The sequence below is a fragment of the Rhizobium sp. SG2393 genome (assembly GCF_042610495.1).
In the GTDB taxonomy this organism is placed as follows: Bacteria; Pseudomonadota; Alphaproteobacteria; order Rhizobiales; family Rhizobiaceae; genus RU20A.
The window spans coordinates 420,403-434,302 of record NZ_JBHGAP010000001.1 but is presented as its reverse complement, the minus strand read 5'-3'; the positions used below and the strand labels follow the sequence as shown (position 1 = coordinate 434,302).

The window sequence follows — 13,900 nt, the reverse complement described above, 5'->3', positions numbered from 1 at the left end:
TTGTAGCATCGGCGATCGCCGCGGCAGAAGCAAAAAGCTGCACCGCAACATTCATTATTGCGCAGCTTCCTGTGACACGGACGACGGCTGCAGCATCCTGACCAGCAGGTTTCTGATATGAAAATGCCGGGCACGGGGCCCGGCATTTTCTATTATCCGGCCTCTCGGCCTTACTTCTTGCGCGGCACTTTCGGAACGGTGCTGCCCTTGCGCGGCGGCTCTTCGGGCTTGTCGTCCGGCTCGGCCTTCTTCGCCCGTGCCTTTGCTTCGGCAGCCACCAGCTCCGGCTCGCCCTTGGGCTTGGCGGACTTGCGGGCCGGGCGCACGATTTCCGGCTTCGGCTTGATCGGGGCGGTTTCCGACACGGCTTCCAGCAGAATGCCCTGCTTGCCATCCGGCTTCTCGCCGATCGTGACGCGGACCACGCCGCCCTTCTTCAGCTTGCCGAAGAGGATTTCCTCGGCGAGCGGCTTCTTGATGTTTTCCTGGATGACGCGCGAGAGCGGGCGTGCACCCATCTTCTCGTCGTAGCCCTTCTCGGCAAGCCAGGCGATTGCCTCCGGCGCGAGGTCGAAGGTCACGTTGCGCTCGGCGAGCTGCGATTCGAGCTGCATGACGAACTTCTGCACGACCTGATGGATGACCGGCGTCGGCAGCGAGCCGAAGGGGATCACCGCATCCAGACGGTTGCGGAATTCCGGCGTGAAGAGGCGGTTCAGTGCCTCGACGTCCTCGCCTTCCCGCTTCGACGAACCGAAGCCGATGGCCGCCTTCTGCATGTCGGCGGCGCCCGCATTGGTCGTCATGATCAGGATGACGTTTCGGAAATCGATCTTCTTGCCGTTGTGGTCCGTCAACTGGCCATGGTCCATGACCTGCAGCAGGATGTTGAAGAGGTCCGGGTGGGCCTTCTCGATTTCATCGAGCAGGAGCACGCTGTGCGGATGCTGGTCGATGCCATCCGTCAGCAGGCCGCCCTGATCGAAGCCGACATAGCCGGGAGGTGCGCCGAGAAGCCGCGAGACCGTGTGGCGCTCCATGTATTCCGACATGTCGAAGCGCAGCAGTTCGACCCCGAGCGAGCTTGCGAGCTGCTTGGCGACCTCGGTCTTCCCGACGCCCGTCGGGCCGGAAAAGACGTAGCAGCCAATCGGCTTGTTCGGCTCGCGAAGGCCTGCACGGGCGAGCTTGATTGCCGAGGACAGCGCCTCGATGGCAAGATCCTGGCCGTAGACGACCGAGCGCAGTTCCTTCTCGAGGTTGGCGAGCACCTGCTCGTCATCCTTGGAGACGGTCTTCGGCGGAATGCGAGCCATGGTGGCGATGGTCGCCTCGATCTCCTTTTCGGTGATCAGCTTGCGGCGCTTGCCGGCCGGCAGCAGCATCTGCGCCGCCCCGGTCTCGTCGATCACGTCGATCGCCTTGTCCGGCAGCTTGCGGTCTGAGATGTAGCGGGCGGAAAGCTCCACGGCCGACTTGATCGCCTCGTTGGAGTATTTCAGCTTGTGATAATCCTCGAAATAGGGCTTGAGGCCCTTCATGATCTCGATGGCATCATCGATGGACGGCTCGTTGACGTCGATCTTCTGGAAGCGGCGCACGAGTGCACGGTCCTTCTCGAAGAACTGGCGATATTCCTTGTAGGTCGTCGAGCCGATGCAGCGGATGGCGCCCGACGAGAGCGCCGGCTTCAGAAGGTTCGATGCATCCATCGCGCCGCCAGAGGTGGCGCCGGCACCGATGACCGTGTGGATTTCGTCGATGAAGAGGACGGCGCCCGGATATTCCTCGAGCTCCTTGACGACCTGCTTCAGGCGCTCCTCGAAGTCACCGCGATAGCGGGTGCCGGCCAGAAGCGTGCCCATGTCGAGCGAAAAGATCGTCGCATCCTGCAGGGCTTCCGGCACCTTCTTCTCGATGATGCGCTTGGCCAAACCTTCGGCAATCGCCGTCTTTCCGACGCCGGGATCGCCGACATAGAGCGGATTGTTCTTGGAGCGGCGGCACAGGACCTGGATCGTGCGGCTGACCTCCGCGTGACGGCCGATCAGCGGGTCGATCCGGCCGGTCTTGGCCTTCTCGTTGAGGTTGACGCAATAGGCCGTCAGCGCATCCTGCTGCTTCTTGGCCCCGGCAGCATCTTCCTGCTCACGCTGGCCCTTCGGCTCGGCATCCTGCTCGTCGGCGCCGCGCACCGGCCTGTTTTCGGATGTGCCGGGCCGCTTGCCAATGCCGTGCGAGATGAAGTTGACGGCGTCGTAGCGGGTCATCTCCTGCTCCTGCAGGAAATAGGCCGCGTGGCTCTCCCGTTCGGCAAAGATCGCGACAAGCACGTTGGCACCCGTCACTTCTTCGCGTCCGGAGGATTGCACATGGATCACGGCGCGCTGGATGACGCGCTGGAAACCTGCGGTCGGCTTGGAATCCTCGTCGTAGCCCGTGACGAGATTGGCAAGCTCGTTGTCGACATAGTCGCTGACAGTCTTTCGCAGCGCATCGAGATTGACGTTGCAGGCGCCCATGACGGCGGCGGCATCGCCGTCTTCGATGAGCGCCAGCAGCAGGTGTTCGAGCGTTGCATATTCGTGGTGACGCTCATTGGCAAAGGTGAGCGCCTGGTGCAGTGCTTTTTCAAGGCTTGGTGAAAATGTCGGCACGATCGTTCCTCATTTCTTTTCCATGACGCACTGCAGCGGGTGCTGATGCTGCCGGGCGAAATCCATCACCTGTGTCACTTTGGTCTCGGCAATCTCGTAGGTAAACACGCCGCACTCGCCGACACCATGGTGATGGACATGCAGCATGATTCGTGTCGCCGCCTCGCGGTCCTTCTGGAAGAAGCGTTCGAGGATATGGATGACGAAATCCATCGGCGTGTAGTCGTCGTTGAGCAGCAGGACACGATAGAGGCTTGGCTTGCGGGTCTTGGGCTTGGTGCGCGTGATGACCGAGGTACCGCGACCGGGCGTCTGCCCGTTGCCGTTGTCACCCTCATCCTGCATCCGAACCGGATTGGCCTTCATTGCCCGTCATTCCCTTACCAAGCGCGCCACCGGCTCCTCTGGGAGATTGTCGCCCTTGCGTCGCGTTAAGCCTAAGTTAGGTTCTTTCGTCGCGATTTTAAGACCGTTTGGCCGCACTGCAACGAAATTTACCAGGTTCATGACAGGATCGTTGCACATTCTTGAGCGGGCCTGACCGGGCGAAAAGCCCTGCCACGCGGGCGCTCGCGCATCCCGCCGCACCAAAACAAAAAATGCCGGACGCTAGACGCGACCGGCACACACCGCCTCGGCGGCAAACTCATTTACTCGCGATCCTGGACGCTCAGGCGTCCGGCGCCTCAGGCAGCAACGGCAGCCTTGGCAGCAGCGGTCGCCTTGGCAACCGGCGCTTCGTAGGGCTTGTAGGCGCCCTTGGCGAGGTCGGCATACATTTCGCCGATCTTCTGCGCTTCAGCCACATAGGCTTCGTAGGCGGACTTCGCATAGCTCGTCTGAAGCTCGAAGACGGCCTCGACGCTCTTCACCTTCGACAGCTTGTCGAGGTGGGCGACGCTCTCGTCGAACGACTTCTTGGTGAACTCGGCCGTTTCGGAGGCGATTGCCTGGAAACCCTTGGTCATGGCCGAATAGCTCTTGAGCATGAGATCAAAAGCTTCCTTGCCCTGCTTGTTGGCGTCTTCAAAGTTGAACATTGCGTCACTCCCACGTTGGTAAAACCGATGACCTAGACTTAGGTGCAGCGCACAATTTTGTCAATGTGCAGCGCAATATCCGAATAGCGCGCAAGCATAACATGTTGATGACCCTGTCGTAATTTTTGGGTTCTCCAAGAACGATTGACAGTGTCCGGGCCAGAATTGACAAAAGCCCAGGTTGATTTCTCAACCCGGGCTTTTGTCTTCCATTCGCAATGTCGAATGGACCGATCTCAGAGGTCGATGTCGAGGATCGCCATCGAGAAATTGTAGGAGAGTTCGCCGTCCTCGTCGTCGCGGAAAACCACGCCCAGGAACTCATCCTCCAGATAGACCTCTGCCGATTCGTCCTTCTTGGGGCGCGCCTTGACGGTGATCTTCGGGTTGATGTTGCGCTTGAAATAGGCTTCGAGCTTGCGGATTTCCTCAGGCTTCAACGGTCTTCTCCGTGGGTTTTCATCAATCGGCGCCGCTTGTCGCACGGCGCATGTCGGGCTGTAAACCCCGCCGGAGGGACCGGCCGGCCGCGTCCTCAGATATCGCTGCCGGCGAGAATCTGGTCCATGGAACGCGACGGCTCGGAGCAGCCGGCCTCGCCGACGACGCGGGCCGGCACGCCGGCGACCGTTGTCTTCGGCGGCACCGGTTTCAGCACCACGGAGCCGGCGGCGATCCGCGAGCAATGGCCGATATGGATGTTGCCGAGGATTTTCGCACCGGCGCCGATCAGCACGCCATTGTCAATCTTCGGGTGGCGGTCGGCCCCCTCCTTGCCGGTGCCGCCAAGGGTGACGCCATGCAGGATCGACACGTTGTCGCCGATCGTCGCCGTTTCGCCGACGACCAGTCCGGTGGCATGATCGAGGAAGATGCCGCGGCCGATTCGGGCGGCCGGATTGATGTCGGTCTGGAAGACGCTCGATGCCCGGCTCTGGAGATAAAGGGCAAGGTCACGGCGGCCCTTACCGAGCAGCCAGTGGGCCAGCCGGTGGGTCTGGATGGCATGGAAGCCCTTGAAGTAGAGAACGGGTTCGATGAACCGGGTGCAGGCCGGATCGCGATCGTAGAAGGCCTGGATATCGACGCGCAGGATCGTCGACCATTCCGGCCAGTCTTCGAGCATTTCAAGGAAAGCCTGACGCAACGGGGTCGCGTCCAGATCACGGTGGTCGAGCCGCTCCGCGATGCGATGGATGACGCTTTCCTCCAGCGAACGCTGGTTGATGACGGTGGAATAAAGGAAGGCCGACAGCAGCGGATCGTGATCGGCAGCCATGCAGGCTTCATCGCGCATGCTGTCCCAGATCGGGTCCAGGGCCTGGATGCTGTCGCTGAAGCGAATGTCGCTGATGGCGACCATGGTCGCTCTCCTTCTCACGTTTCCTGCTATCTTCCGGCGCGCCGACAGGTCGCGCATTCCGCAAGCGGCGTTCATCATAGGACAAATCGACCTTGACATAAATGGGCGCGCAAACGCCATCCGCCAGAGCGACTGTCGCCGAAAATTCACGAAAGCGGGTGTTTGGCCAGGAAGGCGATCACCGCGGCCTTGAAGACACGGTCGCCGACCGCCAGCATGTGGTCGCGGCCGGGAATGTCGAGCGCGGTCGCCTGCGGCATCAGGGCGGCGAGCGCCTGCGGCGAGCCGGCAATATCGTCCGTAGTGCCGACCCCGATCAGCGTCGGCGTTGCAATACGGGCGACATCCGCCTCGGTCAAAAGATCGCGCGAGGTCGAGATGCAGGCCGCCAGTGCCTGCCGGTCGCTGCGGGTCTGGTCGGCAAAGGCGCGGAACATGCGGCCGCGGGCATGGGTCACATCGTCGAGCGAGGGCGCCAGGAGCGCGTCGGCAATCGGATCCCAGTCGCCGACCCCTTCCACCATGCCGATGCCGAGACCGCCAAGGATGAGCGTTGCGGGGCGCGCGGGATAAGCGAGCGTCAGGAAGGCCGAGATGCGCGCGCCCATGGAGTAGCCCATCAGATGGAAGCGCCCGAGGCCCAGATGATCGGCCAGCGCCAGCACATCGCCCGCCATGATCTGCGGGCGGTAGGCTTCGGGGTCATGCGGGCGGCTGCTTTTGCCGTGGCCGCGATTGTCGAGGGCGATGACGCGGTAGCCGGCGTCGGCGAGCGTCTTCAGCCAGCCGGGATTGACCCAGTTGACGATCGCGCTGGACGCAAAACCGTGCACGAGGACAATCGGCTCACCGGACGGATCGCCCTCGTCGAAGAAGGCCAGGTCGAGCCCGTCGTGCTGAAAGTGCTCGAAGCGCGGCGTCTTCAGGTCCATGGTCGCATCTCTCCGGTTTGCGCGGCAAGGCGGCTGTCATAAAGCTTCGCGAGGACGGGAAAAAGAGTGAAATCGAAAATCCCGCAAACTGGGAAAAGCCGCCGCTGCGGCATCTTTGGTGCTACACATTGTCTGCGAAGCTGATTATGGTGCGGCGCAAATCGACTTGGGCTGCAGGACGAGTGGCCGCGACGACGGAGAATGAGCATGGCTGGGCACGGTATTCCCCACTTTCAGAACGATGGCGGTCACGCGGTGATCGAGATCGGCGCTAAGGAATTCATGTGCACGGGTGCCTCCTCCCCCTTCGATCACCCGCATATCTTCATCGATATGGGTGACGATAACGAGAAGGTCTGCTCCTACTGCTCGACGCTTTATCGCTACAATCCGGCGCTGAAGATCGAGGATACCGTTCCGGCCGGCTGCACCTATCACATCGCCGCCTGATTTTCTCTCCAGACGAAACGACACGCCATGACGCGCCGTCCGCAGCGGGTTGCCATCATCGGCGCCGGCATTGCGGGGCTTGCGGCTGCGCTTTCCCTGGCGCGCAAGGGCATTGCCGTCGATCTTCATGAACGGGCCGAAGCGCTCCACGAGGTCGGCGCCGGCCTGCAGGTCTCGCCGAATGCCAGCCGCATTCTCGGCGCACTCGGCCTTCTTCCCGCCCTGCAATCGGTCTGGCTTTCGCCGCGCTCCGTCGCGCTGATCGATGGCCGGACACAGCGGACCCTGACCGAGATCGCCACGGGCCCAACGGCCGAACAGCGCTGGGGCGCGCCCTATGGCGCCCTGCACCGGGCAACGCTGCAAAGGGCACTTGCCGACGCCGTCGGGGCGCATGACCTCTGCCACCTCCACCTCGGCCAGGCTATCATGCCGGGCGCCGTCCTCAACGAGCTTGTCCGCGATGCCGATCTGGTGATCGGGGCCGACGGCGTCTGGTCGCGGCTGCGCGCATCCGTGCCCAGCGCTGGAACGGCTGATTTCAGCGGCTATGTTGCCTTCCGCATCACCCTCCCCTTCGCGACGGCACCGGCGTGGATCGCGCGTGACCGGGTCAGCGCCTTCGTCGGCCCCGGCGCGCATCTCGTGGCCTATCCGCTCGTGGATGCCGGGCTGGTGAATGTGGTGGCGATCGTCGCCGGTCTCTCGGCTCCGGCAGCGTGGGATGCTGCCGCCGACGCGGCGATGCGCGCCAGGCTCGCTCGCGCCTTTGCGGGCTGGCATGCCGACATTGCTGGCTGGGTCGGCGCGCAGGCAGCCGGGCCCCTGCTCTGCTGGCCGCTTTACGGCGTCGGGGAAGGCCGCTGGTACGATGACCGCCGGTTGATGCTGATCGGCGATGCGGCGCATGCCATGACGCCCTTTGCGGCACAGGGGGCGGCCATGGCGATCGAGGACGGGTACGAGCTTGCCGAAGCCGTCAGCGCCGACGGCGACACGCTTGCGGAGCGCCTGCGGCGCTTCGAGCGGCAGCGGCGCGAGCGCGTGGCGCGGGTGCGCGGACGCGGCGCCTTCAACAGTTTCGCCTATCACGCCCGCGGTCCGGTCAGGATCGCCCGCGACATCGTCTTCGGACTGACCCCGCCAGATCGGCTCGCCGCCGGGCTGGACTGGCTCTACGGCTACCGCGCCACAGGACTTTAGAGCGACGCTCGATCTGACGGCATCAGATCGGCGCTCTAAGGGCTCGTTTTTAAAGCATAATCTTGTCGATCCTCGTTTCACTCCGGTCGGATTATGCTCTAGACAGCCGACGCCGCAGCGAGACCCGCTTCGATGTCGCGCCTGATATCGGCGACATCCTCCAGACCGATCTGCAAGCGGATCACCGGGCCCTCTTCCGGGACCTTCGTCACCTTGCGATCGCTTAGCCCCACATGCACCGCCAGTGATTCGTAGCCGCCCCAGGAATAGCCGAGGCCGAAGAGCCGCAGCGCATCCAGGAAAGCATGGGCGCGCGGCTTGAACCGATCGGCCGACGGTGCCTTCAGCACGAAGGAGAAGATGCCGCTGGAGCCCTTGAAGTCGCGCTTCCAGAGGGCATGGCCGGGAAAACTCTCGAGTGCGGGATGCAGGACGCGGGCGACCTCGTCGCGCGTTTCCAGCCAGCGGGCGATCTCGAGCGTGCTCTGCTGGTGGCGCTCCAGGCGGATGCCCATGGTGCGCAGCCCCTTCAGCACCTGGTAGCTGTCATCCGGCGAGCCGCAGATGCCGAGCGTGATGGACGCCTCCTTCAGCCGCGACCAGGTCTCGCGATTGGCCGAGACAGTGCCCATGAGGATGTCGGAATGGCCGGCCGGATATTTCGTGGCCGCATGGATGGAGATATCCACACCGTGGTCGAGCGGCCTGAAGAAAAGCGGCGTCGCCCAGGTATTGTCCATGGTCACGACCGCGCCGCCGGCATGGGCAATGCGCGAGACGAGGCCGATATCCTGCATCTCGAAGGTGTTCGAGCCCGGCGCTTCCGTATGCACGAGGCGGGTATTGGGACGCATCAGGGCGGAAAGCCCTTCGCCGAGCGCCGGATCGTAATACTCCACCTCGATGCCCAGCCGGGTCAACATGGTGTCGCAGAAGTGCCGGGTCGGCGCGTAGACCGAATCGACGATCAGCGCATGGTCACCCGCCGAGAGGAAGGCGAGGAAGGGGACGGTCACTGCTGCCAGCCCGCTTGGCACGATGATCGTGCCGGCCGAGCCCTCAAGCGCGTCCATCGCCTCCGTCAGCGCATCCGTGGTCGGCGTGCCGCGCGTGCCGTAGGTGTATTTCTGCGCGCGCGTTTCCATGGCGCGGGCATTGGGGAAAAGCACGGTGGACGCATGCACGACGGGCGGGTTGACGAAGCCGTGGTAGTCGGCCGGATCCGGTCCGATATGGGCCAGTTGCGTGTTGACGCCCGCCTCCCGGAAAAACTCAGACTTGTCCGCCATGCCGCTTCCTTCCTGTGCGCCCCAGGCCCGCCTCTTTCACGTCTTCGCGAGACACGGCCCTGCTTCAAATCGGCGCTGACTTTTGAGCAGGCGGCCGGACCGGGTCAAGGCCTGCAGCCGACACGGATTGTCACCGATACAGTCCTGCAAGCGCTATGGATGCACAAATAGACACCAACTGCCTAAATTGCATGCATTCACAGGGTTTCATGCATCTTCTGAGGGCATTTGCGAGCGGTGGCACTAAAATTCGGCATTAATGCTTGACCGTGCCTGCGTTTGCGCCTTGAAATATGGTCACTCGCGCCAGGAGGGTGGCGGGGGCTGCGGGCCTGAGACCGGGTGTCTCGGCAGGCAGGACGCAATTCAACGACAAAGATAAAGGCTCAATGATGGCTAAGAAAATTCTCTCGACGCTGATCGGCGCGGCCGTGCTGGGAATGGGCGCGCAGGCCGCGTCCGCCGGCACGCTGGACGACGTGAAGGCGAAGGGCTTCGTTCAGTGCGGCGTCAACGGCTCCAACCTCGCCGGCTTCGGCGCCCAGGATTCGTCCGGCAACTGGACCGGTCTCGACGTCGATCTCTGCAAGGGCATTGCAGCCGCCATCTTCGGCGATGCGACCAAGGTGAAGTTCACCCCCCTTTCGGCCAAGGACCGTTTCCCTGCGCTGCAGTCCGGCGAAATCGACATCCTCGCCCGCAACACGACCTGGAGCGCCAGCCGCGACAGCCAGCTCGGCTTCGACTTCCGCGCCATCAACTACTATGATGGCCAGGGCTTCATGGTCCGCAAGGATCTCGGCGTGAACTCGGCGCTTGAGCTCAACGGCGCCTCGATCTGCGTCCAGTCGGGCACGACGACCGAGCTCAACCTCGCCGACTACTTCCGCGCCAACAAGATCGAGTTCAAGCCGGTGGTCTTCGAACAGCAGAGCGAAGCCGACGCCGCCTACAAGGCCGGCCGCTGCGACGCCTACACCACGGATGCTTCGGGCCTCTACTCGATCCGCCTGAAGATGGACAATCCCGACGATCACGTCGTCCTGCCGGAAATCATCTCCAAGGAGCCGCTCGGCCCGGCCGTTCGCGGCAATGATTCCAAGTGGTTCGACGTGGTTTCCTTCACGCATTACGCCATGGTGACGGCTGAGGAATTCGGCATCACCCAGGCAAATGTCGAGGAAATGAAGAAGTCGGAAAACCCCGACATCAAGCGCTTCCTGGGCGAGGAAGCCGACAGCACCATCGGCGCCGATTTCGGCCTGCCGAAGGACTGGGCCGTGCAGATCATCAAGGCCGTCGGCAATTACGGCGAAGCCTTCGAGCGCAATGTCGGCGAAGGCTCGCCGCTGAAGATCAAGCGTGGCCTCAACGCGCTGTGGAACAAGGGCGGCCTGCAGTACGCTCCGCCGATCCGCTGATCCTCGGCGATCGATACCAGGAGGGACGGCGCCAGCGCCGCCCCTCCTTCCAATAAGGGCCCGGTACAAGGGCTTGGCTTGATACAGGGGAAAAGAATGGCAGCGACCGACGCCCACAATCCGGGCGGGACGGAACGACCTTCCGTATCGCTTATCTACAATCCTGCACTGCGCAGCGTCCTCTATCAGGTCGTGACGCTCGCCATCATCGTCTGGGCGGTCTATTTCGCCGCGACCAACGTCATCCAGAACCTCGCGCGGGCCAACATGACGGCGGGCTTCGGCTTCCTCAACAGCCGCGCCGGCTTCGACATCGCGCAGACGCTGATTGCCTACACACCCGACGACACCTTCTTCCGGGCGCTGGAGGTCGGTCTTCTCAACACGCTGCTGGTTTCCTTCTGGGGCATCATCACGGCGACCATCGTCGGCCTTCTGGTCGGTATCGGGCGCCTGTCCAACAACTGGCTGATCGCCAGACTCTGCACGGCCTATGTGGAACTCTTCCGCAACCTGCCGCCGCTGCTTGTCATCTTCTTCTGGTATCTCGGCGTTCTCGCCCTGCTGCCCACGGTGCGCGAACTGTTCCAGACCATCAAGGACAATCCTGACAAGATCTTCTTCCTCAGCAATCGCGGCCTTTACATGCCGGCCCCGGTCTTCGGCGAGGGTTTCTCTTTCGTCGTCTATGCGCTGATTGCCGGCATCGTCGCGGCGATTGCATTTGCGATCTACGCCGGCAAGCGGCAGTTGGCGACCGGCCACCGCCCGCCGGTGCTTCCCGTCAACATCGCGCTCATCGTCCTGCCGCCGCTTCTGGTTTTCCTGGCGCTCGGCATGCCGCTCAGCTTCGACTATGCCATTCCCGGCAATTTCAACATGCGCGGGGGTATGTCGATCGGGCCGGAATTCATCGCGCTCTATCTGTCGCTTTCGCTTTATACCGCCTCGTTCATCGCCGAGATCGTGCGTGGCGGTATCCGCGGCATTTCGCGCGGCCAGACGGAGGCCGCCTTCGCACTCGGCCTGCGTTCGGGCCATGCCACGCGGCTCGTCGTGCTGCCGCAGGCGATGCGGATCATCATTCCGCCGCTGACCTCGCAATATCTGAACCTCATCAAGAACTCCTCGCTTGCTGTTGCCGTGGGCTATGCGGATCTGGTCGCCGTCGGCGGCACGATCCTCAACCAGTCGGGACGCTCGATCGAGATCATCGCGATCTGGATGCTGATCTATGTGTCGATCAGCCTCACGACCTCGCTGTTCATGAACTGGTTCAATGCCAAGATGGCCCTGGTGGAGCGCTGAGATGACGGACCAGAACACTTCCTTTGTCCGCCGTGACTTCATCGCACCCGCAGCGCCGCCCACCAGCGATGCCTCCGCCTTCGGCTGGGTGCGGCGCAATCTCTTCGCCACGCCAGTGGATGGCGCACTGACAATCATCGCGGCACTCGCCATCCTCTGGTATCTGCCGCCGGCCATCCACTGGCTGTTCATCTCCGCCGTCTGGACCGGCGCCGACCGCGCCGCCTGCACCACCGTGGTCGCCGGCGGTATCCAGCCGGAAGGCTGGAGCGGCGCCTGCTGGGCCTATGTGGGCGACCGCTTCGTGCAGTTCATGTTCGGTTCCTACCCGCGCGACCAGCTGTGGCGGCCACTGACGGTGCTGGTGATCGCCGTGGCGCTGCTCGTGCCGCTGCTGATGCCGAAGGTGCCGCGCAAGGGGCTGAATGCGATCCTGCTTCTCGTCGTGATGCCGGTCATCGCCTTCTTCCTGCTGCTCGGCGGCTCCTTCGGCCTTTCCTATGTCGAGACCTCGCTGTGGGGCGGGCTGATGGTGACGCTGATCCTGTCCTTCGTCGGCATCGTCGTTTCCTTCCCGCTCGGCATCCTTCTGGCGCTCGGGCGCCGGTCGCAGATGCCGATCATGAAGACGGTCTGCGTCGCCTTCATCGAGCTGATCCGCGGCGTGCCGCTGATCACGGTTCTCTTCATGGCGAGCGTGGTTCTGCCGCTCTTCCTGACGCCGGGCAACAACATCGACAAGTTCCTGCGCGCCCTCATCGGCGTATCCATCTTTGCCTCCGCCTATATGGCGGAAGTCATCCGCGGCGGTCTGCAGGCCATTCCGAAGGGACAGTACGAGGCAGCCGATGCGCTGGGCCTCAGCTACTTCCACAAGATGACCTTCATCATCCTGCCGCAGGCCATCAAGCTCGTCATTCCCGGGATCGTGAACACCTTCATCGGCATGTTCAAGGATACCTCGCTCGTCGCCATCATCTCGATGTACGACCTGCTCGGCATCGTGAAGGCGAGCTTCAACGATCCCACCTGGGGCACGCCCGTCACACCCTTGACCGGGTTGATCTTTGCGGGTTTCGTGTTCTGGATCTTCTGCTTCGGCATGTCGCGCTATTCGCTCTTCATCGAGCGACGCCTCGACACCGGCCACAAACGATAACCAAAGGGGAAAACAATGGCTGAAGCCTCCCGCAAACTGAACGTCTCGGCAACGGAAGTCGCCATCGAGATCACCGGCATGAACAAGTGGTACGGCGATTTCCACGTGCTGCGCGATGTCAATCTGAAGGTCATGCGCGGCGAGCGCATCGTCATCGCCGGCCCGTCGGGCTCCGGAAAATCGACGATGATCCGCTGCATCAACCGCCTTGAGGAGCACCAGAAGGGCACGATCGTCGTTGACGGTATCGAACTGACCAACGACCTGAAGAAGATCGACGAGGTGCGGCGCGAAGTCGGCATGGTGTTCCAGCACTTCAACCTCTTCCCGCACTTGACCATCCTCGAAAACTGCACGCTGGCGCCGATCTGGGTGCGCAAGATGCCGAAGAAGGATGCCGAAGAGATCGCGATGCACTTCCTGAAGCGCGTCAAGATCCCGGAACAGGCCAACAAATATCCGGGCCAGTTGTCGGGCGGGCAGCAGCAGCGCGTGGCGATCGCGCGCGCGCTCTGCATGAAGCCGAAGATCCTGCTCTTCGACGAACCGACATCGGCGCTCGACCCCGAGATGGTCAAGGAAGTGCTCGACACCATGGTGAGCCTCGCCGAAGAAGGCATGACGATGCTCTGCGTGACCCACGAAATGGGCTTCGCCCGCCAGGTGGCCAACCGCGTCATCTTCATGGACCAGGGTCAGATCGTCGAGCAGAACAACCCGACCGATTTCTTCGACAATCCCCAGCACGAGCGCACCAAGCTCTTCCTCAGCCAGATCCTGCACTGAGGCATGGCATAACGAAGTAACGCGAACGGCCCGGATTTCCGGGCCGTTTTGCTGTGATGGGCATTGGATGCCCTCGATAGCGCGGAGCTCGACGCGCTGATCCACCGGGCCTCCGCGTCTGCAAGATGGATCCTCGGCTCGCGACCGAGGATGGCGAAGCGTGGGGTAAAGTCCCTTCCCTATCGCAAGGACCGCAGCAGCCTTGGCGCTTGAGGTGTTGACGAAATGACGGCGGCTCCGGCGCTATCCGAATCCTCGAGCTTGACCCGAGATACAAGCGGCCCTCCGCATC

13 protein-coding genes are annotated in these 13,900 nt (G+C 62.7%); 6 read left to right on the top strand and 7 right to left on the bottom strand.

Annotated features, from left to right (window positions below; genetic code table 11):
• Nucleotides 1-170: 170 nt before the first annotated feature.
• From clpA to ACED18_RS02080, 6 genes are all read right to left on the bottom strand, one after another.
• Nucleotides 171-2,657, bottom strand: a complete 2,487-nt coding sequence (gene clpA, locus ACED18_RS02105; protein WP_377288533.1) for an ATP-dependent Clp protease ATP-binding subunit ClpA — start codon at nt 2,655-2,657, stop codon at nt 171-173.
• Between the two features lie 9 nt (nt 2,658-2,666).
• Nucleotides 2,667-3,023, bottom strand: a complete 357-nt coding sequence (gene clpS / locus ACED18_RS02100) for an ATP-dependent Clp protease adapter ClpS (protein WP_377288531.1) — start codon at nt 3,021-3,023, stop codon at nt 2,667-2,669.
• A 320-nt stretch (nt 3,024-3,343) separates the two neighbouring features.
• Nucleotides 3,344-3,697 carry a phasin family protein gene (locus ACED18_RS02095; RefSeq protein ID WP_377288529.1) on the bottom strand — a complete coding sequence of 118 codons (354 nt, stop codon included), beginning with the start codon at nt 3,695-3,697 and terminating at the stop codon, nt 3,344-3,346.
• Nucleotides 3,698-3,933: 236 nt separating this feature from the next.
• Complete coding sequence (locus ACED18_RS02090; protein WP_377288527.1) at nt 3,934-4,137, bottom strand: DUF3126 family protein; 204 nt, start codon at nt 4,135-4,137, stop codon at nt 3,934-3,936.
• A gap of 95 nt (nt 4,138-4,232) precedes the next feature.
• On the bottom strand, nt 4,233-5,060 hold the full coding sequence (gene cysE / locus ACED18_RS02085) for a serine O-acetyltransferase (RefSeq protein WP_377288525.1): 828 nt from the start codon (nt 5,058-5,060) through the stop codon (nt 4,233-4,235).
• Nucleotides 5,061-5,206: 146 nt separating this feature from the next.
• Complete coding sequence (locus ACED18_RS02080) at nt 5,207-5,992, bottom strand: alpha/beta fold hydrolase (protein ID WP_377288523.1); 786 nt, start codon at nt 5,990-5,992, stop codon at nt 5,207-5,209.
• 207 nt (nt 5,993-6,199) lie between these two features.
• Between ACED18_RS02080 and ACED18_RS02075 the strand changes: the two genes are divergently transcribed.
• The gene (locus ACED18_RS02075) at nt 6,200-6,442 is read left to right on the top strand and encodes a zinc-finger domain-containing protein (protein WP_377288521.1); all 243 of its coding nucleotides are present in this window, start codon (nt 6,200-6,202) and stop codon (nt 6,440-6,442) included.
• A gap of 27 nt (nt 6,443-6,469) precedes the next feature.
• Entirely contained in the window at nt 6,470-7,645 is a 1,176-nt protein-coding gene (locus ACED18_RS02070) for an FAD-dependent monooxygenase (protein WP_377288519.1), read from the top strand.
• A gap of 98 nt (nt 7,646-7,743) precedes the next feature.
• Here the strand turns inward: ACED18_RS02070 and ACED18_RS02065 are convergent, their stop codons facing one another.
• Nucleotides 7,744-8,934: a cystathionine beta-lyase gene (locus ACED18_RS02065; protein WP_377288517.1), complete on the bottom strand. Its 1,191-nt coding sequence runs from the start codon at nt 8,932-8,934 to the stop codon at nt 7,744-7,746.
• A gap of 392 nt (nt 8,935-9,326) precedes the next feature.
• Between ACED18_RS02065 and ACED18_RS02060 the strand changes: the two genes are divergently transcribed.
• The 4 genes from ACED18_RS02060 (at nt 9,327) to ACED18_RS02045 (ending at nt 13,608) form a co-directional block, all read left to right on the top strand.
• Complete coding sequence (locus ACED18_RS02060; RefSeq protein WP_377290973.1) at nt 9,327-10,355, top strand: amino acid ABC transporter substrate-binding protein; 1,029 nt, start codon at nt 9,327-9,329, stop codon at nt 10,353-10,355.
• A 96-nt stretch (nt 10,356-10,451) separates the two neighbouring features.
• Nucleotides 10,452-11,663: an amino acid ABC transporter permease gene (locus tag ACED18_RS02055; protein WP_377288515.1), complete on the top strand. Its 1,212-nt coding sequence runs from the start codon at nt 10,452-10,454 to the stop codon at nt 11,661-11,663.
• A gap of 1 nt (nt 11,664) precedes the next feature.
• Complete coding sequence (locus ACED18_RS02050; protein ID WP_377288513.1) at nt 11,665-12,822, top strand: amino acid ABC transporter permease; 1,158 nt, start codon at nt 11,665-11,667, stop codon at nt 12,820-12,822.
• Between the two features lie 15 nt (nt 12,823-12,837).
• The gene (locus ACED18_RS02045) at nt 12,838-13,608 is read left to right on the top strand and encodes an amino acid ABC transporter ATP-binding protein (RefSeq protein ID WP_377288511.1); all 771 of its coding nucleotides are present in this window, start codon (nt 12,838-12,840) and stop codon (nt 13,606-13,608) included.
• Nucleotides 13,609-13,900 lie beyond the last annotated feature (292 nt).